Source organism: Glutamicibacter sp. NPDC088483, assembly GCF_044753145.1.
Classification (GTDB): domain Bacteria; phylum Actinomycetota; class Actinomycetes; order Actinomycetales; family Micrococcaceae; genus Glutamicibacter.
Genome location: NZ_JBIVMP010000001.1, coordinates 783,648 through 802,861, shown reverse-complemented (window position 1 = coordinate 802,861; position 19,214 = coordinate 783,648). Strand labels below are relative to the sequence as shown.

Below are 19,214 nucleotides of genomic sequence, written 5' to 3'. Positions count from 1 at the left end.
CCGGTGAGAAAACCCCGCAGGACGCCGCAGGCATCATGGGGGCATGAGCACAGAGCAGGCACAGGCGCTAAAGGACCTGGCCGACGCGGAAGAACTCATCGCATCGGCCACCGCGGTCCTTTCCGGCGGGCCATTGAGCCCCGGCCACGCGGCCTGCTTTGCGCAGCTTGCTGACAAGCTCGCCCGCGGCCAGAGCCGCACCCAGCTGCAGGCCGCCCATGCGCTGCGCCGCACCGGTGCCCACAAGCTCGACCAGGAATCCTTCCAGACCGTCACCGAGGCAGGCGAGCACCCGAGCCTCGCCGCATTCCAGGCGGCCGCCGGGCGCACCACCACTGCCCGCACGCATTTCAAGAACACGGCCGGGCTGCTGCACGGCTGGCTGGACATCCCGCGCAGCACGGTCCGCGACCGGCTGGCCCTGGTGGATTGCTTGCTGGGCGGTGTCGACGAGGCAGGGCAAACGCTGCCCGCCTGGTTGCCGGAACTGGCCGGGCAATTCGCCGACCCCGACGTGGATCCCCGGCTGGTGTCCTCGGCCGCGCTGAAACTGCATTCGGCCCGCAAGGACTTCGGCGAAGGCCAGGCCGGGCAGGCCAAGAAGGACCAGCTGCAAGCCGAATCGGCCGCCTTCATCCGCAGCGAACCCAAGGCCGCCCGCAGGCACATCAACGCACTGGTGGCGCAGGTGAAGTCCGGCCAGCGCCCGTTGCAGGCCCTGCTGGATGGGATCGGGATCTTCAAGAAGGGCATGCGCCAGGGCCTGGTCGAATACGTCCTGCGCGTCCTGCCCGCCCATGCGGCGATGATCGAAGCGTATTTCAACGCGCTGGACAACCCGGCCACCGTGGCCGGGAACCGCGAAGCCCTGGCGCACGCCGAGGCGCAGTTCACCGGTGCCCAGGGCAGCGGCTGGGATGACGAGGAATCGATGCCCGACTGGGCCAAAGACGGGGAACCTGCCGGATCGGCACCCGAGGGATCCGCCGAACCTGAAGAACCCGAAGAACCTGACAAACCTGACGAACCTGGAGAACCCGAGGAACCTGACGAACCCGAAGAACCTGAAGAGCCCGAGGAACCTGCCGGCCCGGCCGCCACCCAGTTCGAGGAGCTCAAGCCAGAACGACGCCGGCTCGTAGGATTCCTGGCCTTGCTGATGACCGACCGCAACCAGAGCGGTTCGCCAGGGAAACAACCCGGGTTGGCGGTACCGCAGGTGAGCATCATCCTGGATTACGAGAAGATGAGACGCGACGGCAAGGAATTCGCGGTCACTTCCACCGGGATCCAGCTATCCCGGGCGAAACCAGAGCGGCATTGTGCACGGCCGGAATCTATCCGCTGGTGCTGAACGGCCAGAGCCTGCCCCTGGATCTGGGCCGCACCCAGCGGCTGTATAGCAAGGCGCAGGGCCGCGCCATCCGGGCGGCCTATCGAGGGTGCCTGTATCCGGGATGCAGCATGCCCGCCGAACGATGCGAACTGGATCATCTCGACGCGTGGGAAAAGGGCGGCAACACGGACATCGAGTCCGCGGCCTTGGGATGCATGATCCACCATATCGGCAGGCATTGCGGGTTGTTCCACGCGGTGAAGATCCCTGGATGCCGGCCGATGGCCCTGCTGTCCAAGGAACTCGACCCGCAGCAGAAACTCCGGGTGAACACCTACTGGATGACCCCGCAGGAAGCCCTGGCGGCCGATGCCCTCGCCGAGCGCATGACCGCGAAGTGGCGTGCCGGGGAACTGGACATCGAGATCGTGGAGCCCTAGGCATCCTCCGGGTAGGGCCACCGCACGTCTTTGCGAACTCCATCGGACCACTGGGCGATCCACTCTCCGGTGCCTTCGGAGACATCGCGGACCCCTGCCTCCAGCCACTGGAACTTCCCGTCCAGCAGGTCCGCGGCGATCCGTCCATCGGTACGGGTGGTGTTTTTCCAGAGCCTGCCGAAATGCTCCTCGCAGCGTTGCGCGGCCTGTTCGCAGAAGGCCAGGGCAAGATCCTGCGCCGAGTTGCGCTGGCCAGCCGGGGACTGCGGCAGCGCAGTGGTCTTGGCGATCACGGCGGACATGGCGAACAGCTCCGCGCCGATATCCACGATATGGCCCAGGAAGACCTGCTGCTTTTCCAGGCCGGCCTGCCAGCGCGCCATCCCGGCGAACGTCTGGCGTGCCAGCCGCCGCGAGGTCCGCTCCACATAGCGCAGGTGCTTGGCCAATGGGCCGTGCTCGGCATAGGAGTTCGGAAGCGAGCCTGCGCCCATCGCAAGCTTGGGCAGCCACCGGGCATAGAACCCCGAGGCATCCACCGCCGCTCGGGCCTTGTCCTGGATGCTCGACCCGGCACGCGCCAGGTCCCCGGCCGCCTGCAGGTGCGCATCCACGGCCTCGCGGGCAATCAGCAGGTGCATGATTTCGGTGGAGCCTTCGAAGATGCGGTTGATCCGCAGGTCGCGCAGCATCTGTTCGACCGGCACCGCCCGCTCGCCGCGCGCTGCCTGCGACTGCGCGGTCTCGAATCCGCGCCCGCCGCGGATCTGCAGCAGCTCATCGGCGATCGTGCAGGCAGCCTCCGAAGCCCAGAGCTTGGCCAGGGCCGCCTCGATGCGAATATCCTTCATGCCGGCATCGGCCAGCCGGGCGGACACCTCGAACACCGCTTCCAGCGCATAGCTGCTGGCCGCGATGCAGGCGAGCTTGCCGGCGACGGCTTGGTGCTTGCCGACCGGGTGGCCCCACTGCACGCGGGCCGCGGACCATTCACGGGCGATCTTCGTGGACCATTTGCCGGCCCCGGCGCACATGGCCGGGATGGACAAGCGCCCGGTGTTCAGGGTGCTCAGCGCGATCTTCAGCCCCGAGCCTTCCTTGCCCAGGCGGTTGGCCGCCGGCACGCGCACCGAGCGGAACCGGGTCACCCCGTTCTCGATTCCGCGCAGGCCCATGAACTGGTTGCGGTTCTCGACGGTGATGCCCGCGGTATCGGCCTCGACGATGAAGGCGGTGATTCCGCCGCGACCTGCAGGCTCTTGGCCGAGGGCCTCATGCGGCTGCACCGCGGCCATCACCACGAGCAGCTCGGCGACCACCCCGTTGGTGGTCCACAGCTTCGCGCCATCCAGGATGTAGTGGCTGCCGTCGTGACTGATCCGGGCTTCGGTGCCCAACCGTGCAGGGTCGGAACCGACATCGTTCTCGGTGAGCAGGAAGGCGCTGATGGCTCCTGCCGCGCAGCGCGGCAGGTACTCGCGTTTTTGCTCCTCGGTGCCGAAGGCCTTCACCGGTTCGGGGACGCCGATGGACTGGTGGGCCGAGAGCAGCGCGCCGATGGCCGGGGAAACCACGCCGACGCGCATCAGCGCCCGGCCGTAGTCCAGCAGGCTCAGCCCCAGTCCGCCGTATTCGACCGGGATCTTCATGCCGAAGGCACCGATGCGGCGAAGCTGGGCAATATATTCGCCGGGGATGCGCGCCTGGGCTTCGATGCGCTCCGGATCGATGCCATCGAGGACCGCTTCGAGCTGCGGCAGGAATTCCTGTCCGCGTTCTGGATGCAGGGCGCTGGGCAATGGTTCGATCAGGGAGAAGTCCACGGCCCCCATGTACAGGCCCTTGGCGAAGCTGGGCCGGTCGAACTGCTCGCGGGACTCCTCGGCGACTTGCCGGGATTTGTCGGCGTTGATTTGCATGGCGATCCCCTTTGGCTCGGCGATCGGCCGCGGCGCCATCGCCTGGTGGCACCAGCGTAGCTGCCAAACCCCGGGGTTGCTAGAGCGCGTGCAGGTGGCCGCGGGTCGCCTGGCCGGCGTCGTGCAGGTTCTCTCCTTCGAGCAGCACGAACGCCTGCCCGAAGGTCAGCTCATGGATCTGCGATGCGGTTTGCCCTAATTCGCGGGCGATCCGTGCGGTGCTGGCCCGATGGTCGCGCTGCAGGGAGGGGAAGACCAGGGAGAAGACCCGGGAGACCAGCTGCTGGTGCTCCTGGGCCGGTTCCAGCGCCAGCTCCTGGGACAACCACTGGTAGGCGCCTTCGCCCAGCAAGCCGCGGGCACGCGAATGCGCGAGGATCACCTGGGCCGGTGCACCGAACTGCTCTTCGAGTGCCAGCAGCTGCGGGATCTGCAGGGAATCGGAGACCCGAACCGGCAGGGACAGGGAGGGCAGGAGCAAGCGTGCCGCGAATTCGTCGGCTTCGCGTTCCGCGGCGGCCACCTGCTCGCGGTTCTCGCCCAGCGACGAGTGCATCAGCAGATGCCCCAGCTCGTGGGCCATCGCCAGGCGCTGTGCATTGCGGCTGCCGGCGGCCAGGAAGATGAAGGCCTGCCCGTCTTCCCAGAAGCTGAAGGTCTTGACCGCTTCGAGCGAGGCCGGCAGGCTCAGCACCCGCACCCCGCGGGCTTCGAGCAGATGCAGCAGATCGGGCAACGCGCCGCATCCCAGATCCCATTCGGTGCGCAGATGCGCGGCGGCATCTTCCGGGGTGAAGCCGCACAGCTCGGGGATCCCGGTGTGCGGGAGCCGGAAGTTCCGCGTGATCAGGTTGTAGAGTTCCACGCCGTTGCGGCCCAGCGCGGCCGCGGCGACTTTCTGCGCGGTGCTGGTGCGGCGCGGGGAGCGGAAGAAGATCCGCTCGGTGTCGATGCCCTGGGCCGCGGGAAGCCGGAAGAACTGCGGCGCGCAGCCCAGCGCATCGGCCAGCGCAAGGGAAAGATCCTCGGGAGCATGGGCGAGTTCGCGCTCGCAAATACCCAGCGAGGCGGCCAAGGCGGACCGGCTCAGCGCTGCACGTTCGCGTGCCAACCTGATTCTGGTCGGTTCCAAAGTCATGAGGTTCCTGCAATCTTCCAAAAGGCGATCTTGATCGTCTAATGACCTCAGACTAGTGGCCTATGCCACAAAGCACCAATTGCGTGCAGCTTCGTGAAGTAACACGCTCTGACTTGCGAAAAGGCTCGCAGGCGATGCCTGCGAGCCTTCGTGGCGCTAGATCTTGCTGGCCGCTTCCTTCAGCACGGTGCGCAGGATGGATTCGATCTGGTCGAACTCCGGCTGCCCGATCGTGATGGGCGGAGCCAACTGGATGACCGGGTCGCCGCGATCGTCGGCGCGGCAATACAGTCCCGCCTCCCACAGGGCCGGGGAGAGGTACCCGCGCAGCAGGCGTTCGGACTCCGCGTCGCTGAAGGTCTCCTTGGTCGCCTTGTCCTTGACCAGCTCGATCCCGTAGAAGTAGCCGGCGCCGCGCACATCGCCAACGATGTCCAGATCGGTGAGCTTCGACAGCGTGGATTTGAACGCGTCGGCATTGTTCTTGACGTTCTCGTTCAATCCTTCCCGCTCGAAGATGTCCAGGTTCGCCATCGCCACCGCGGCTGCCACCGGATGCCCGCCAAAGGTGTAGCCGTGGTAGAAGGTGGTATCGCCCTTGGTGAAAGGCTCGAACAGCTTGTCGGAAACGACCATCACGCCCAGCGGGACATAGCCACTGGTCAGCGCCTTTGCCGAGGTGATGATGTCCGGGACGTAGCCGAAGTCGTTGCAGGCGAACATCGAGCCGATGCGGCCGAACGCGCAGATGGTTTCGTCGGAAACCAGCAGCACGTCGTATTCGTCGCAGATCTCGCGGACCCGGTCGAAGTACCCCGGTGGTGGCGGGAAGCAGCCGCCGGAGTTCTGCACCGGTTCCAGGAAGACCGCCGCCACGGTGTCGGCGCCTTCGAATTCGATGGCTTCGCGGATGCGCTCCGCGGCCCACAGCCCGAAGTCCTTCTCGTTGTCCGCGAACATCTGCGGTGCGCGGTAGAAGTTGGTGTTCGGCACGCGGAAGGTGCCGGGGACCAAGGGCTCGAACGGGGTCTTCATATCCGGCAGCGAGGTGATGGCCAAGGCTCCCTGAGGGGTGCCGTGGTAGGCCAGGGCGCGCGAAATGACCTTGGTTTTGCCCGGCTTGCCCTTCATCTTGAAATGCTGCTTGGCCAGCTTGAAGGCGGATTCGACCGCCTCGCCGCCGCCGGTGGTGAAGAAGACGCGGTTCAAGTCGCCCGGTGCATAGCTGGCCAGGCGCTCAGCCAGGTCGATCGCCGGTTCGTGGGCGTAGGACCACAGCGGCATGAAGGCCAGCTTCTCGGCCTGCTTGGCCATGGCTTCGGCCAATTCGGCGCGCCCGTGCCCCGCGTTGACCACGAACAGCCCGGCCAAGCCGTCGATGTATTCGCGCCCGGCATCGTCGTAGATCTTGTGCCCCTCGCCGCGCGAGATGATCGGAACGTGCGCGCCGTTGGAAATTCCGGAGTGCCGGGCCATGTGCATCCAAAGGTGATCGCGAGCGGCTTGCTGGCGATCGGTACCACGTGGTGTGTTCATCGTGTTCCCCAGTTGTATTCCTGTTTTTTGAGTGAAAGGTAGGTGTACGTATTGGTGCTGACCACGCCTTCGAGCCCGCGGATCGTTCCGATCACGCGCAGCAGGTCCTCATCGTTCGAGCAGATGACCTCCGCGAGTATGTCCGAGCTGCCGGCAGTGACCACGCAGTAGTCGACTTCCGGAAGTTCGGCGATCCGGTCGGCGGTGCCGCTGATGTCGCTGGCGGCGACGACGCCGATCATGGCCTGGCGGGTGAAGCCCAACTCCAGCGGGTTGGTGACTGCGACGATTTGCACGACGCGGCTCTCGACCAGCTTCTGCACGCGCTGGCGCACAGCCGCTTCGCTCAGGCCCACTGCCTTGCCGATGGCGGCATAGGAGCGCCGGCCATCTTCCTGCAGCTGCTCGATGATCTCCTTGGAAATTTCATCAATGGCCTGTGCCGTATGCGAGGGCAGCGTCATATCGACCTCCTAGGTCTAAGGGACTTTCCACAGACCCTACCGTCACTGATTCAGTTGCGAAAGGGGTATTTTTGAAAGTTTTCAGTTTTCGTAACGTAATTTTTACAAGGAAACTTGCGTTCGGGTCTTGTTGGACCTGTGCATTGCTGGCAGGATGAACGACAACACTTTCATGTGTGGCCGATCACATTCGTCGTTAGGATTCCAGCCATGTCGCACTCGCAACGCCGACTTCCGCAAGACCCCCAAGTCCGCGCACTGGTCCAGGCCATGAGCCAGCGCAGCTACTCCCGCCGCAGCGTGCTTTCCGCGGCCGGCGCATTGGGCCTGACCGGGCTGCTCGCAGCCTGCGGCACCGGAGGAAGCAGCACCAAAGCCGCACCGTCGATCGAGGACATTTCCGCAAATGACCCCACCGTGAACTGGGCCAACTGGACCCTGTACCTGGATTACGACGACGAGAAGAAGACCTACCCGACACTGGATGCGTTCACCAAGCAGACCGGCATCAAGGTGAACTACCGCGAGGATATCGACGGCAACGACACCTACTACGGCAAGGTGCAGGGCCAGCTCAAGGCAGGCCAGGACATCGGCCAGGACATCATCACGATGACCGACTGGATGGCCGGCCGCATGATCCGCCAGGGCTACGCCCAGGAGCTGGACCTGGCGAACATCCCCAACTCGGCCAACCTGCTGCCCAACCTGAAGGACGTGGACTTCGACCCGGGACGCAAGCACTCGCTGACCTGGCAGTCCGGCTACGCCGGCATCGCCTGGAATAAGAAGGCATTCCCCAAGGGCCTGAAATCCGTCGAGGACCTCTGGGATCCAAAGCTCAAGGGCCGTATCACCGTGCTCGATGAAATGCGCGACACCATCGGCCTGCTGATGCTGCACAACGGCGTGGACATCGCCGGCCAATGGGGCGAAAGCGAATTCGGCGCCGCTGCCGACGTGCTGCGCGAGAACATCGGCAATGGCCAGATCCGCCAGGTCAAGGGCAACTCCTACAAGGAGGACTTCGTCTCGGGCGATGCGATCGCCGGCATCGTCTGGTCCGGCGATATCGTGCAGATGAACTTCGAGAACGATGACCAGTGGGAGTTCGTGATCCCCGAGGCCGGCGGCACCCTGTGGAGCGACAACCTGATGGTCCCGGTGGCCTCGCCACGCAAGGCCAACTCCGAGAAGCTCATGGACTTCTACTACGACCCGGCCGTGGCCGCGCAGGTCGCAGCCTACGTGAACTTCATCTGCCCGGTGGTTGGCGCCCAGGAAGAAATGGAAAAGATCGACCCGGACCTGGTCGGCAACCCGCTGATCTTCCCGACCGATGAGGATCTGGCCAAGGCGCATGTCTTCCGCTCGCTGGAAGCGGATGAAGAGACCGCATTGAACTCTGAATTCCAGAGTGCAATCGGCGCCTAGAAAGCGGGGAACACCATGACTCGCCAACGAGCCATCAACTGCCAGCGCCTGCCCAAAGGCCGCGGTCCGGGCCCGGCCAGCGCCAGGGACGTCGTCAACCGGGCAACCTCCGCACGTGCTGTACCGGCAGCAGAAACCGATTTCCACAACCAGTTCCAGGAAGTGATAGGGGCATGACAACCTTGGCAACGCGTACCGAAACCACTGCCACCGGCGCGGATCTGCACCTCTCGGGCATCACCAAGCGCTTTTCCAGCTTCGTGGCGGTCAAGGACCTGGATTTGGTGGTCCCTTCGGGCACCTTCTTCGCCCTGCTCGGACCCTCCGGTTGCGGCAAGTCGACCACCCTGCGCATGATCGCGGGCCTTGAGGCCCCCAGCGAGGGCAGCATCTCGATCGGCGGCCAGGACGTCACCGCGCTGGCCAGCCACCAGCGTCCGGTGAACACCGTGTTCCAGTCCTATGCGCTGTTCCCGCACATGAGCGTGCTGGAAAACGTGGCCTTCGGGCTCAAGCGCAAGAAGGACAAGCAGGCGATGGAGAAAGCCAGGGCCGGGCTGGACCTGGTGGAGCTCGGGCACCTTGCCAATCGCAAGCCGATCCAGCTCTCCGGCGGGCAGCAGCAGCGCGTGGCCCTGGCCCGGGCTCTGGTCAACCGCCCGCAGGTGCTGCTGCTCGATGAGCCCCTCGGGGCACTGGACATGAAGCTGCGCCGCCAAATGCAGCTGGAGCTGAAGAACATCCAGACCGAAGTCGGCCTGACCTTCATCCACGTCACCCACGACCAGGAGGAAGCCATGACCATGGCCGACGTGGTCGCGGTGATGAACGGCGGACGGATCGAGCAGATGGGCCCGCCGCGCGAACTCTACGAACTGCCCAAGACCGCGTTCGTCGCGAACTTCCTGGGCAAGTCGAACCTGATGCGCGGCACGGTCAGCGGCAATGACGCCGGCATGCTCAGCGTCATGGTCAACGGCCAAACCATCTTGCTGCCGGCCGACCGCGCCGTGCAGGCCTCAGGGGAGGTGGTCGTCGGGGTGCGCCCGGAGAAGATCACGATCTCGCGCGAGGGCTATGCGGGGGAGAACCGCTTGTCCGGCACCGTGGTCGACGTGTCCTTCACGGGCACCACCACCGAGTACCTGGTCGAGGTGGACGGTATCGGCACGCTCGGGACCTTCACGCAGAATCGCGGCCAGCAGCCGGCTGCCGAAGGCGACACCGTGTACCTGTCCTGGGAAGCGCAGCATTCCTTCGGCCTGGCCGGTGCCGAGCACGAGGATGCCGGAGTTGACCAGCCATGACGGTCATGACCAAGAAGGGCATCGTCGACCTGCGCAGCCCCGAGGAGATCCGGGCGGAGCGGCGCAAGGGCCGCACCGGCGTCTACCTGATCGCCCCGGGCATGCTGGTGCTCGCCCTGTTCTTCGCGCTTCCGGTGGTTGTCCTGCTGGCAATGAGCCTGTACGTGAAGCCCGAGGGCGGGGAAATCGGCGAATTCGTGCCGGGTTTCGAAATCGGCAACTACGCCACGGTGCTCGCCGCCTACTGGCCCGAGCTGCTGCGCTCCTTCGGGTTCGCGCTGATCGCCACCGTCCTGGCCTTGCTCATCGGCTTCCCGATGGCCTACCTGGTCGCAGTCCGCTTGCGCGAGAAGACGCTGCTGCAGGGCATCTTGCTGGTGCTGCTGATCGCCCCGTTCTTCTCCAGCTTCATTCTGCGCACCCAGGCCTGGAAGCAGATACTGGCCGATGAGGGGTTCATCGCCCAAACGCTGAAATTCCTGGCGATCCTGCCAGCCGACGGGCACCTGACCGCCACGCCGTTCGCGGTCGTCGCGGGCCTGACCTATAACTTCCTGCCGTTCATGGTGCTGCCGATCTACGCTAACCTGGGCCGGCTGGACACACGCCTGCTCGAGGCCTCGGGGGATCTCTATGCCAGCCCGATGACCTCCTTCTTCAAGGTGACGCTGCCGATGAGCGCCCCAGGCGTCTTCGCCGGCACCCTGCTGACGTTCATCCCGGCCGCCGGCGACTACGTGAACGCGGCCCTGCTGGGCAATAACCGCAATACGACGATGATCGGCCAGATCATCGATTCCAGATTCTTCAAGGTCATCGATTACCCGGGCGCCTCGGCGTTGAGCTTCGTGCTGATGGTCTCGATCCTGGTCCTGGTCACGATCTATATCCGCCGCTTCGGGACCAAGGAGCTGATGTAGCATGAAGCAGAAAATCGGACGCTGGTTCATCCCTGCTGTCGGCGGGCTGGCTTTCATCTACCTCCTGGTCCCGATCGCGTACATCTTCGTGTTCTCCTTCAACGATGCCGGCCGCACCAACCTGGACTGGCGCGGCTTCACCCTGGAGAACTGGCAGAACCCCTGCGGCGCTCCGGCGGTCTGCGAATCGCTGGTGCACTCGCTGCAGGTCGGCACGGTGGCCACGATTGCCGCTACCGCCTTGGGCACGCTGATCGCCATCGGCCTGGTCCGCTACAAGTTCCGGTTCCGCAAGCTCACCGATGTGCTGATCATTTTGCCGTTGGCTACGCCGGAGGTCGTGCTCGGTGCTTCGCTGCTGGCACAGTTCCTGAACCTCGGTTGGGAACTGGGCTACGCCACCATCGTGATCGCCCACATCGTGTTCTGCATGTCCTTCGTGATCGTCACCGTCAGGGCTCGTGTCTCCTCGCTGGATCCGCGATTGGAAGAAGCGGCCGCCGATCTCTACGCCTCGCCGCGTGCAGCCTTCTGGAAGGTGACGTTCCCGCTGCTGCTGCCAGGCATTGTGGCCGCCGCGCTGTTGTCCTTCGCGATGAGTTTCGATGATTTCATCATCACGAATTTCAACTCCGGCACCTTCCAGACCTTCCCGAAGTTCATCTATGTGGCAGCTACCCGCGGCATCCCGGCCCAGGCGAATGTCATTGGTTCGGCTATGTTCATCCTTGCCCTGCTCGTGGTGGTCATCGGACAGGTGATCAGCTACCGGAAGAAGAAACAGCTGGAGAATTCCTAGGTTCCAAAGGCCCGCGCTCTTCAGCGCGGGCCTTTGGCTTGCCAGCTGGTCAAAAAGCAGGGATCGTCACTAGCATGAGCGTTACCCAGCTCGCTCCTTGCGCCCTCTGGAACCTGCACGTTTTTGGACTGGCGCTAGGCCTCCGGCCGCTTGCTGCTCTTGCGGTGATTTGCAGGACCATTGCCTGCAGGATGCAGCCGGGCCCAAAGGCCATTAGGGTGGCTGGCGGAACGAAATATTGGCAGAGAGCCGAAATGCGGGCATCTGACATATAGTAAATACTTAGCTTTACAATATATGGTCTACAGGTTGATACCTTGCTGGCCTGTAGGTGCAGGTCTATGAACGATTGGAAACTTCATGAGCGATAAGCCAGTTTGGCTCTCCGGGCCTGAACGCGACGCCTGGCTTGGACTGCATGCTGTCATGACTTTGCTTCCGGCGGCCTTGGATTCCGATCTGCAGGGCCTGGAAGGCATCACGCTTTTCGACTACCACATGCTCGCCATGCTCTCCGAGGCCAAGGACCATCAGCTGACCATGACGACGCTGGCTTCGCACACCAGTGCTTCGCTTTCACGACTGTCGCATGTGGTCAAGAAGCTGGAGAAGCGCGGCTGGGTTACCCGCGAGCAGTCCGCAGAGGATGCCCGTGTGAAAATCGCCTCATTAACGCAGGCCGGATGGGAAGCCGTGCAGCAGATGGCGCCTCACCACGTTGCCTCGGTGCGCGGACTTCTCTTCGATACCCTTGATGACAAGGACGTTAACGATCTCACGCGGATCGCACGCAAAATTACAACTTCGCTTGATGCGGATCATTGGATCCTGAATTCGGAAAACCTCGATTTGGAACACTGAGGAATTCTCGATAAGCTAATCAGGCGTTAATCGCGTGTGTTGTTATGCCGTCTAACAGCAGAACAACTGCGCGTTGCCCGTAATACCGAATATCGTGGCCGACTGAGTACGGGGAAATTGCTCGACCGGTTGCGAAGTTCACCGACTTACATACTTTAAGGCTCTTCGGTTGGTTCTCACCCAGCCTGGTTACCTTCCTAGTGTGCAGTATTAACGGTGTTTCACTGGTTGGCGGGACTCATAACGCAGAAGCGGTGTCGATATTTTGGTATGGGCACTGTGCGCGAGTACCGCCGAATTTTACTACTAACTAACTGAGGAGTGATCATGGCAGCTGTTTGCCAGGTAACCGGTACTACTCCGGCCTTCGGACATAGCATCTCCCACTCGCACCGTCGCAACAAGCGTCGTTTCGATCCGAACATCCAGAAGAAGACCTACTACGTGCCTTCCCTGCGCCGTAAGGTGACCCTGACCCTGTCGGTCAAGGGCATCAAGGTCATCGATGCTCGCGGTATCGACGCTGTAATTGCTGACCTGATTGCGAAGGGTGTGAAGCTCTAAAAATGGCAAAGAAGGATAAGGACGTACGTCCGATCATCAAGCTGAAGTCCACCGCTGGAACCGGTTTCACTTACGTAACCCGTAAGAACCGTCGTAACAACCCTGACCGCATGGTCATGAAGAAGTACGACCCAGTCGTCCGTAAGCACGTTGAATTCCGAGAGGAGCGCTAAGACATGGCCAAGAAGTCCAAGATCGCAAAGAACGAACAGCGCAAGGTCATTGTCGAGCGTTACGCTGCAAAGCGTCTCGAATTGAAGAAGACCCTGGTTGATCCAAACGCAACCGACGAAGCTCGCGAAGCTGCACGCGTAGGCCTGCAGAAGCTTCCACGCGATGCTTCCCCGATTCGCGTTCGCAACCGCGACGCAATCGACGGTCGCCCACGCGGCACCTTCCAGAAGTTCGGTATCTCCCGTGTTCGCTTCCGCGACATGGCGCACCGTGGTGAGCTTCCGGGCATCACCAAGTCTTCCTGGTAAGACCTGCAAGTCTTTTGACTTAGCAAGCCGCCTTCCCTTTCGGGAAGGCGGCTTCGCCTTTTAACGTCGCCACCACCGGCGTTTCACCGGTGCCTTCTCTGCCACCGGTGCAGGTTCTGCCGCCCGGCGTTCCTGCCAACCAAGCACCTCTGCGGTGGAATCGCGCAAAGCGGTGATCACCGGCGGGCCGCCAAGCAGCTGCCGCCGCGCCTCGATAATGCGGGCATTGAAATCCTCGATATGCTCACGCACGGCCCGCTCGGAGGGCAAGCGGTCCAAGGTCTGCTCCATCTGCTCATCTTCCACGCGCAAAGTCAGCGCTGGTGGGCCCAGCCCGGTAAGCTGCTCTCGGCGCATCCTGGACTTCAGCCACCAGTCGGGATCGTCATTGCTGGTGATATGGTCGATCTTCTGGCCCGAGAGGGCAAGATTGTCGAAGTCCCCGCGGGCGAAAGCCTCATCGAGCACGGAGTTGGCCACTTCCCATGCCTCGTCCTCGGCATGCAGCTGCAGCGGCGTCTTCTGCTTCTCGACGGGTGCCATCCCGGTGGCCTGCGCATACTCGTCCACCGGCAACGGCTCGCTGTCTTGCTTCATCTTGTACCGGGCCGCATTCAGTGCGGCATCCTCGCTGTGCTCCATCTTCCAATGATCCCACCGTGTGCCTGAGCCCGGCAACGGCACTGGGACTTTCCTAAGCAATTGATGGGGGAGGTGGGAAGATAAAATCATTCCCTTCGGGTTCGGGCGCTTCGCCAAGGATCCAGTGCCCAGCAAGCGGCTGCGAGGTGGCTGGAGATCGCTATAAGCGGCCATGTCCCACCCGCAATCGAGCATTATCCCTGTAGTAGCGTGTATTCCATGAAGCCAGCGACGCGCTATCCGAGACCCGCAACTGACATCTACGCGAACCGGCAGCGGTGGGCGCCGCTGGGCCAAGGCAAGACCGTTGTGGTGACCGGCGCGAATAGCGGCCTTGGCTTCTTCGCGAGCCTCGGCTTGGCGCGAGCCGGTGCGCAAGTCATCCTGGCCTGCCGCAACCAGAGCCGTGCGGAGCATGCCATGGAGCAGATCCGGCTGCGCGTACCGGCGGCTAGCGTGGAATTCATGCAGTTCGACTCCTCGCGCATGGAATCCGCAATGGGACTGGCAGCTGAACTGCGCAATCGGCCATTGGATGCGCTGATCGCCAATGCCGGGGTCATCCGGGCGCCGCAGAGCCGCGTCGAGGGCCTGCTGGGCCATGAGCTGACCATGAGCACGAATTTCATCGGGCATGCGCGGCTAGTCGGCGAGCTGGCCGAACGCTTCGCCCAGCCGCTGCGGTTCATCGGGCTGGGATCGATGTCCACCCGGATGCTAGCTACCGATCCGCAAAACCTGGCCTTGACCCGCGACTACCATCCATACCGTGCCTATGCGCAGTCCAAGGCGGCAGTGCAAGCCTTCACCTTGGCCCTGGACCACCGGCTGCGCCAGCTGGACCTGCCTGCTCGCGCGCTGGCCATCCACCCGGGGTATTCGCTTTCCGGGCTGACCCCGCAGGTGCCCAACATCAACGAACCGGACTTTGCCAAGCGGCTGATTGGCCAATTGCAGTCCAGTTTCGCGCAGGGCAAACATGAAGGTGCGGTGGGATTGGTCGAAGCGGCATTGGCGCCGGAACTCGAAGACGCGCCCCGAGGCAGCTACTTGGGGCCGAAATACCTCACGAAGGGTCCAACGGCACTGGCCAGCCCGGCGAAAGCGACCCGCGGCAAGGAGCTGCAAAGCAAAGCCTGGGAACTTTTCGTGGAGGCAAACGAAGGCCTCGATCCGTTCGCGCTGTAGGTCCCGGGTGAACTTTCACACCCTTGATTTGGCGAAAATTCAGCAGAATCCGCAAGATGATGCACTTTTTGTCGCTTTCAGCTGGTAAGTTCAACTCTTGATAAGTCCGTGCGACCGTGCGGCGTTCGGGGCCCGGAAGAGGGCTTTGGATCACTAGTCCAGGAGGACCATACATTGGCTATGAACCGTAGCGAACTTGTTGCTGCTGTTGCAGCGAAGACCGAAAACTCCCAGGTTGCCGTTAATGGTGTTCTGGATGCAGTCTTCGAGGTTTTCGTCGACCAGATTTCCAAGGGTGAGAAGGTGTCGATCCCAGGTTGGTTGGCTGTAGAGCGCACCGATCGTGCAGCTCGCACCGGCCGCAACCCACAGACCGGTGAAGCAATCCAGATTCCTGCTGGCCACTCGGTCAAGCTGACCGCTGGGTCGAAGCTGAAGGCTGCTGTAGCCAAGAAGTAAGCTTCCGCTAGAGCTTTGCGCAAGGCCCGCTATCCGTTCCCGGATTGGCGGGCCTTGCGGCGTTAAGGAACGTTGCAAAAGCCTTCATTGAACCCAAAAATGCTGCCGTTGAGCCAAGAAATCTGCAATTAGTTGAAAAAATCCCGGTTTTCCGCCTGTTTTCCGCAGTTCTGGGGCAAAACGTTTGATATGTTCTCACTGGTAAGACCGTGCGACCGTGCGGCGTTCGGGGCCCGGAAGAGGGCTTTGGATCACTAGTCCAGGAGGACCATACATTGGCTATGAACCGTAGCGAACTTGTTGCTGCTGTTGCAGCGAAGACCGAAAACTCCCAGGTTGCCGTTAATGGTGTTCTGGATGCAGTCTTCGAGGTTTTCGTCGACCAGATTTCCAAGGGTGAGAAGGTGTCGATCCCAGGTTGGTTGGCTGTAGAGCGCACCGATCGTGCAGCTCGCACCGGCCGCAACCCACAGACCGGTGAAGCAATCCAGATTCCTGCTGGCCACTCGGTCAAGCTGACCGCTGGGTCGAAGCTGAAGGCTGCTGTAGCCAAGAAGTAAGCTTCCGCTAGAGCTTTGCGCAAGGCCCGACCCGCTCCGGAGAAATCCAGGAGGCAGGGTCGGGCCTTCTGCTTTATCGGAACACCGTTTGAGGCGCTCTTCTACTTCGCGTAGAATCAGCTTCGATCGTAGAACTCCGCGAAGAATGGCTGCCCATCGTGTCACAGAAACCCGCAACCCGCGTTATCCGCGGCTGGTTGGCGGCAAGCGTGTGCACCTGGACAGCCTTTGCCGCGCACGCCCACAGTGCGCCTACAGCGCTATCGGTGGTGGCCATGGTGCTCATTACCTGCGTCTCTGCGGCAATCGGCGTCGTGCTGGTGGGCCGGAAGTTCTCCTTGTGGGCGACCAGCCTGGTCGTGCTGCTCAGCCAGGGGCTCTACCACCTGAGCTTGTCGGTGATGAGCCACCAGGGCGGCGATCTTTCCGGACTGGAACACGCGCACCATGCGGGGCGCAATCCAGCGCTGGCGCAGGACATCACCGCACAGTACGCCAACGTGCATACCGAATCGATGCTCTACGCCCACGTGCTGGCCGCGATCGCCAGCGTTCTGGTGCTCTACGGCGGTGAACGCCTGCTCAAGGCCTTGGCCGGCTGGCTCACCCTTTCAACGGCCCGGCGGATCCTCTCGCGCATTCGCGTGCAGGTACCTGCTGCCCGGCCGCTTCGTGCCTACTTCCCCTTGCGTTTCCAACTCAAGCTGGCGCAATTGGGAAGACTGCCGGAGCGCCGCGGTCCGCCCTGCTTCATTCTTGCTGCCTGAGTAAAGAATCGAAGCGCCCCGCAAGGGGCTTGGAAGGAACATCATGAGCGTAGTAACCAAGAACATCACCCGGCTGGTCGCAGTACTGGCATTCTCCTTGCTGGCTTTCGCCGGCTCGATCGGTGCCGCCAACGCGCACGACCAGTTGATCGGCTCCACCCCGGAGGCCGGGGCCACCATCCAGGAAGTGCCCGAGGACATCACCCTCGAATTCTCCGGCGTGCTCCAGAGCCTATCCGGCGTGGACTCCACGGTGGTCTCGCTGACCCTCGATGGGGAAAAGATCGACAGCGAGGCCAAGACCAAGGGCACCAAGGTCACCGTCACCCCGGCCATGGAGCTGGGCAACGGCGAGTACCAGCTGGCCTACCGCGTGGTCTCGTCTGACGGCCACCCGATCGAGAACAAGATCGGCTTCAGCGTCGACGCGCCACAGGCCGCCCCCACCCTGGTCAGCTCGAGCGCGCCAGCGGCGCCTAGCGACTCCGCAGGGTCCGCCGACCTTGATCCAGGCGCTAACCCGGTCCAGGACCTGGGCAGCTCGATGAGCCCGGTGGTCTGGGTCATCATCGGCGTGGTCATCCTTGGCGGCGCGCTGGGCGTGCTGGCCAAGTTCATGCGCCAGTCCAAGTAGCCCCCACCCTTCCGGTGCGCCCGAGGCCACCGCTGCCTTTGGCGCGCCTGCACACCGAACCCGAAAGCTTGAGAACATGAATTTCCGCAAAACCACTGCACTGGCCCTGGGCCTTGGACTGCTGCTCACCGGCTGCGCGCAGAGCGCCGACGGGCAGCAGCCCGCACCGGCCGCCGAACAGGAAACCGCCGGGCAAGCCGAAGCGCTGGCCACCAGCGAAACCTGGGCCAAAGCCGCCGAGTCGGGCATGAGCGCGGCCTTCGGCATCCTGCACAATCATTCTGGCACCCCGATTGCGCTGCGCAAGATCAGCAATGCCCAGGGCGATCAGATCCAGATCCACGAAATGCGCGGCACCGGCGACGGGATGACGATGGCGCAGCTCGAAGGGGATCTGGTGATCGAACCCGGCAAGGACGCGGTGCTGGCACCGGGCGGCCACCACCTGATGTTCATGGACCTGCAGGAACCCCTGGTGGCGGCCCAGACGGCGAGGCTGAAGCTGGAATTCGCCGACGGGTCGAGCACCGAGGTGGACTTCCCGATCCGCAACTTCGACGGGGCCAACGAAAGCTACGACGAGCATGCCGGGGATGCGCATGCCGGGCACTAGCGTCGACCGCCGGCTGCTGCTGGGCACCACCGCGGCCGCCGCGCTGGGCGGAATGCTCACCGGGTTCGGCACCGGAAAGCTGAGCGCTCCAGCCCCAGCGGCCACCGCCAACCCGCAGGGGTACCGCCCGTTCTACGGGAAGTACCAGTCGGGGATCCTCGACGGCCAGCAGGCCCACGCGGTCTTCGCCGGGTGGGATCTGCACTGGCGCGAGGGCTCCAAGAAGGAGCAGCTGCGCGCGGTGCTGCAGATGATCACCGATGATGCGGCCCGGCTGGCCAGCGGCCGCGGAGTGCTGGCCGACACCGAACCGGAAATGGCGCAGCCCGGAGGCGAGCTGACGCTGACCGTGGGGCTGGGCCAGAGCTTGTTGGATGTGGCCGGGCGCGGGCAGATCGGCACGCTGCCGCGCTTCGCCGGGGACCAGCTCGATGAGCAGTACGGGCAGTGCGATCTGCTGATCCAGTTCTGCGCGCAGGAGCAGACCGTGCTGCACCATGCGGTGCGGGCGGTGTCCAAGAACCTGCGCGGGCTGGGCGCCAGGCGCTTCGCCCAGACCGGGTTCATCAACCCCGGCGGGCGCGGGTTCCGCAACCTGTTCGGCCAGCTCGACGGGATCAACAACCCCGGCGGAGAACTGCGCGAGAGCGCGGTGTTCGGCCAGCCGGGCTGGATCGAGAACGGGACCACCCTGGCGCTGCGCAGGTTCGAGATGGACCTGGACGGCTGGGACGAGGTGGACGGCGCCGGACGGGACCATGCCCTGGGCCGCCGGCAGTCCGACGGCGCGCCGCTGTCGGGCGCCAGCGTGGATGATCCGGTGGACCTGGCCGCGGCCAATGAGCTGGGGCTGCCGGCGATCGCGGCCAACGCCCACGTGGCGTTGGCCAAGCCGGCCAGCGCGGACGAGACCATGCACCGGCGGGGCTACAACTTCGACGGGGCGGCTTCCGGGTTGCTGTTCGCCAGCTACCAGCGCGACCCGGCCACCAGCTTCATCCCGGTGCAGCACCGGCTGGCGGCCGCAGATGCGCTGAACACCTGGCTGAAGCCGGTGGGATCGGGCTTGTACGCGATCCTTCCCGGGGTGCGCGAAGGCGGCTACCTGGGGGAGGCGTTGCTGGGCCAGGTGTGAGATGCGCCCAAAGCGG

General features: G+C 63.5%; 23 protein-coding genes. 18 read left to right on the top strand and 5 right to left on the bottom strand.

The features are described 5' to 3' along the window. Positions 1–43 precede the first annotated feature (43 nt). Both ACIP6G_RS03900 and ACIP6G_RS03895 read left to right on the top strand, forming a co-directional pair. Complete coding sequence (locus ACIP6G_RS03900; protein ID WP_365943162.1) at positions 44–1,354, top strand: hypothetical protein; 1,311 nt, start codon at positions 44–46, stop codon at positions 1,352–1,354. Further along, on the top strand, positions 1,348–1,776 hold the full coding sequence (locus ACIP6G_RS03895) for an HNH endonuclease signature motif containing protein (protein ID WP_365943163.1): 429 nt from the start codon (positions 1,348–1,350) through the stop codon (positions 1,774–1,776). Before ACIP6G_RS03900 ends, ACIP6G_RS03895 begins: the two co-directional genes overlap by 7 nt. On the opposite strand, the gene ACIP6G_RS03890 is transcribed toward ACIP6G_RS03895, so the two are convergent. From ACIP6G_RS03890 to ACIP6G_RS03875, 4 genes are all read right to left on the bottom strand, one after another. After that, positions 1,773–3,695: an acyl-CoA dehydrogenase family protein gene (locus ACIP6G_RS03890; RefSeq protein ID WP_365943164.1), complete on the bottom strand. Its 1,923-nt coding sequence runs from the start codon at positions 3,693–3,695 to the stop codon at positions 1,773–1,775. The two genes, ACIP6G_RS03895 and ACIP6G_RS03890, sit on opposite strands and share 4 nt — an antisense overlap. A 79-nt stretch (positions 3,696–3,774) precedes the next feature. Further along, entirely contained in the window at positions 3,775–4,833 is a 1,059-nt protein-coding gene (locus tag ACIP6G_RS03885) for an ImmA/IrrE family metallo-endopeptidase (protein ID WP_365943165.1), read from the bottom strand. A gap of 156 nt (positions 4,834–4,989) precedes the next feature. Continuing rightward, positions 4,990–6,369 carry an aspartate aminotransferase family protein gene (locus tag ACIP6G_RS03880; RefSeq protein ID WP_105657045.1) on the bottom strand — a complete coding sequence of 460 codons (1,380 nt, stop codon included), beginning with the start codon at positions 6,367–6,369 and terminating at the stop codon, positions 4,990–4,992. Further along, on the bottom strand, positions 6,366–6,833 hold the full coding sequence (locus ACIP6G_RS03875; protein WP_105657044.1) for an Lrp/AsnC family transcriptional regulator: 468 nt from the start codon (positions 6,831–6,833) through the stop codon (positions 6,366–6,368). The genes ACIP6G_RS03880 and ACIP6G_RS03875 overlap by 4 nt, the downstream gene beginning before the upstream one ends. A gap of 210 nt (positions 6,834–7,043) precedes the next feature. Between ACIP6G_RS03875 and ACIP6G_RS03870 the strand changes: the two genes are divergently transcribed. The 9 genes from ACIP6G_RS03870 (at position 7,044) to rpsN (ending at position 13,200) form a co-directional block, all read left to right on the top strand. After that, positions 7,044–8,267, top strand: a complete 1,224-nt coding sequence (locus tag ACIP6G_RS03870) for a PotD/PotF family extracellular solute-binding protein (RefSeq protein WP_105657043.1) — start codon at positions 7,044–7,046, stop codon at positions 8,265–8,267. Positions 8,268–8,282: 15 nt separating this feature from the next. Beyond that, complete coding sequence (locus ACIP6G_RS03865; RefSeq protein ID WP_400288699.1) at positions 8,283–8,444, top strand: hypothetical protein; 162 nt, start codon at positions 8,283–8,285, stop codon at positions 8,442–8,444. After that, the gene (locus ACIP6G_RS03860; RefSeq protein WP_332727292.1) at positions 8,441–9,574 is read left to right on the top strand and encodes an ABC transporter ATP-binding protein; all 1,134 of its coding nucleotides are present in this window, start codon (positions 8,441–8,443) and stop codon (positions 9,572–9,574) included. Before ACIP6G_RS03865 ends, ACIP6G_RS03860 begins: the two co-directional genes overlap by 4 nt. Further along, positions 9,571–10,494: an ABC transporter permease gene (locus ACIP6G_RS03855; RefSeq protein WP_105657041.1), complete on the top strand. Its 924-nt coding sequence runs from the start codon at positions 9,571–9,573 to the stop codon at positions 10,492–10,494. The genes ACIP6G_RS03860 and ACIP6G_RS03855 overlap by 4 nt, the downstream gene beginning before the upstream one ends. A gap of 1 nt (position 10,495) precedes the next feature. Then, on the top strand, positions 10,496–11,293 hold the full coding sequence (locus ACIP6G_RS03850; protein ID WP_133833539.1) for an ABC transporter permease: 798 nt from the start codon (positions 10,496–10,498) through the stop codon (positions 11,291–11,293). Positions 11,294–11,653: 360 nt separating this feature from the next. Then, entirely contained in the window at positions 11,654–12,154 is a 501-nt protein-coding gene (locus tag ACIP6G_RS03845) for a MarR family winged helix-turn-helix transcriptional regulator (RefSeq protein WP_105657039.1), read from the top strand. Positions 12,155–12,481: 327 nt separating this feature from the next. Further along, the gene (gene rpmB / locus ACIP6G_RS03840; protein ID WP_013349911.1) at positions 12,482–12,718 is read left to right on the top strand and encodes a 50S ribosomal protein L28; all 237 of its coding nucleotides are present in this window, start codon (positions 12,482–12,484) and stop codon (positions 12,716–12,718) included. Positions 12,719–12,720: 2 nt separating this feature from the next. Next, positions 12,721–12,891, top strand: a complete 171-nt coding sequence (gene rpmG, locus ACIP6G_RS03835) for a 50S ribosomal protein L33 (protein ID WP_013349910.1) — start codon at positions 12,721–12,723, stop codon at positions 12,889–12,891. Positions 12,892–12,894: 3 nt separating this feature from the next. Then, positions 12,895–13,200: a 30S ribosomal protein S14 gene (rpsN, locus tag ACIP6G_RS03830; protein WP_013349909.1), complete on the top strand. Its 306-nt coding sequence runs from the start codon at positions 12,895–12,897 to the stop codon at positions 13,198–13,200. Between the two features lie 60 nt (positions 13,201–13,260). Here rpsN and ACIP6G_RS03825 read toward each other — a convergent pair whose 3' ends face one another. After that, entirely contained in the window at positions 13,261–13,842 is a 582-nt protein-coding gene (locus ACIP6G_RS03825; protein ID WP_365943166.1) for a DUF1992 domain-containing protein, read from the bottom strand. A gap of 219 nt (positions 13,843–14,061) precedes the next feature. Between ACIP6G_RS03825 and ACIP6G_RS03820 the strand changes: the two genes are divergently transcribed. From ACIP6G_RS03820 to ACIP6G_RS03790, 7 genes are all read left to right on the top strand, one after another. Continuing rightward, the gene (locus tag ACIP6G_RS03820; protein ID WP_365943167.1) at positions 14,062–15,030 is read left to right on the top strand and encodes an SDR family NAD(P)-dependent oxidoreductase; all 969 of its coding nucleotides are present in this window, start codon (positions 14,062–14,064) and stop codon (positions 15,028–15,030) included. A gap of 174 nt (positions 15,031–15,204) precedes the next feature. Beyond that, positions 15,205–15,489, top strand: coding sequence for an HU family DNA-binding protein (locus tag ACIP6G_RS03815; protein WP_013349906.1), 285 nt, complete (start codon positions 15,205–15,207; stop codon positions 15,487–15,489). A 275-nt stretch (positions 15,490–15,764) separates the two neighbouring features. Then, positions 15,765–16,049: an HU family DNA-binding protein gene (locus ACIP6G_RS03810; RefSeq protein ID WP_013349906.1), complete on the top strand. Its 285-nt coding sequence runs from the start codon at positions 15,765–15,767 to the stop codon at positions 16,047–16,049. A gap of 158 nt (positions 16,050–16,207) precedes the next feature. Further along, positions 16,208–16,816 (top strand): hypothetical protein, encoded by a 609-nt coding sequence (locus ACIP6G_RS03805; protein WP_332730598.1) that lies wholly within the window; start codon positions 16,208–16,210, stop codon positions 16,814–16,816. A gap of 43 nt (positions 16,817–16,859) precedes the next feature. Next, on the top strand, positions 16,860–17,450 hold the full coding sequence (locus ACIP6G_RS03800) for a copper resistance CopC family protein (protein WP_365943169.1): 591 nt from the start codon (positions 16,860–16,862) through the stop codon (positions 17,448–17,450). Between the two features lie 76 nt (positions 17,451–17,526). Continuing rightward, positions 17,527–18,063, top strand: a complete 537-nt coding sequence (locus tag ACIP6G_RS03795; RefSeq protein ID WP_365943170.1) for a copper chaperone PCu(A)C — start codon at positions 17,527–17,529, stop codon at positions 18,061–18,063. Continuing rightward, on the top strand, positions 18,050–19,198 hold the full coding sequence (locus ACIP6G_RS03790) for a Dyp-type peroxidase (RefSeq protein ID WP_181148812.1): 1,149 nt from the start codon (positions 18,050–18,052) through the stop codon (positions 19,196–19,198). The genes ACIP6G_RS03795 and ACIP6G_RS03790 overlap by 14 nt, the downstream gene beginning before the upstream one ends. Positions 19,199–19,214: the final 16 nt, after the last annotated feature.

Coding starts and splice junctions, on each gene's coding strand:
- rpmB (WP_013349911.1), top strand. CDS start 12,482: ATGGCAGCTGTTTGCCAGGTAACCGGTACTACTCCGGCCTTCGGACAT.
- rpmG (WP_013349910.1), top strand. CDS start 12,721: ATGGCAAAGAAGGATAAGGACGTACGTCCGATCATCAAGCTGAAGTCC.
- ACIP6G_RS03885 (WP_365943165.1), bottom strand. CDS start 4,833: ATGACTTTGGAACCGACCAGAATCAGGTTGGCACGCGAACGTGCAGCG.
- ACIP6G_RS03855 (WP_105657041.1), top strand. CDS start 9,571: ATGACGGTCATGACCAAGAAGGGCATCGTCGACCTGCGCAGCCCCGAG.
- ACIP6G_RS03825 (WP_365943166.1), bottom strand. CDS start 13,842: ATGGAGCACAGCGAGGATGCCGCACTGAATGCGGCCCGGTACAAGATG.
- ACIP6G_RS03900 (WP_365943162.1), top strand. CDS start 44: ATGAGCACAGAGCAGGCACAGGCGCTAAAGGACCTGGCCGACGCGGAA.
- ACIP6G_RS03795 (WP_365943170.1), top strand. CDS start 17,527: ATGAATTTCCGCAAAACCACTGCACTGGCCCTGGGCCTTGGACTGCTG.
- ACIP6G_RS03875 (WP_105657044.1), bottom strand. CDS start 6,833: ATGACGCTGCCCTCGCATACGGCACAGGCCATTGATGAAATTTCCAAG.
- ACIP6G_RS03820 (WP_365943167.1), top strand. CDS start 14,062: ATGAAGCCAGCGACGCGCTATCCGAGACCCGCAACTGACATCTACGCG.
- ACIP6G_RS03845 (WP_105657039.1), top strand. CDS start 11,654: ATGAGCGATAAGCCAGTTTGGCTCTCCGGGCCTGAACGCGACGCCTGG.
- ACIP6G_RS03800 (WP_365943169.1), top strand. CDS start 16,860: ATGAGCGTAGTAACCAAGAACATCACCCGGCTGGTCGCAGTACTGGCA.
- ACIP6G_RS03860 (WP_332727292.1), top strand. CDS start 8,441: ATGACAACCTTGGCAACGCGTACCGAAACCACTGCCACCGGCGCGGAT.
- ACIP6G_RS03890 (WP_365943164.1), bottom strand. CDS start 3,695: ATGCAAATCAACGCCGACAAATCCCGGCAAGTCGCCGAGGAGTCCCGC.
- ACIP6G_RS03880 (WP_105657045.1), bottom strand. CDS start 6,369: ATGAACACACCACGTGGTACCGATCGCCAGCAAGCCGCTCGCGATCAC.
- rpsN (WP_013349909.1), top strand. CDS start 12,895: ATGGCCAAGAAGTCCAAGATCGCAAAGAACGAACAGCGCAAGGTCATT.
- ACIP6G_RS03865 (WP_400288699.1), top strand. CDS start 8,283: ATGACTCGCCAACGAGCCATCAACTGCCAGCGCCTGCCCAAAGGCCGC.
- ACIP6G_RS03850 (WP_133833539.1), top strand. CDS start 10,496: ATGAAGCAGAAAATCGGACGCTGGTTCATCCCTGCTGTCGGCGGGCTG.
- ACIP6G_RS03790 (WP_181148812.1), top strand. CDS start 18,050: ATGCCGGGCACTAGCGTCGACCGCCGGCTGCTGCTGGGCACCACCGCG.
- ACIP6G_RS03870 (WP_105657043.1), top strand. CDS start 7,044: ATGTCGCACTCGCAACGCCGACTTCCGCAAGACCCCCAAGTCCGCGCA.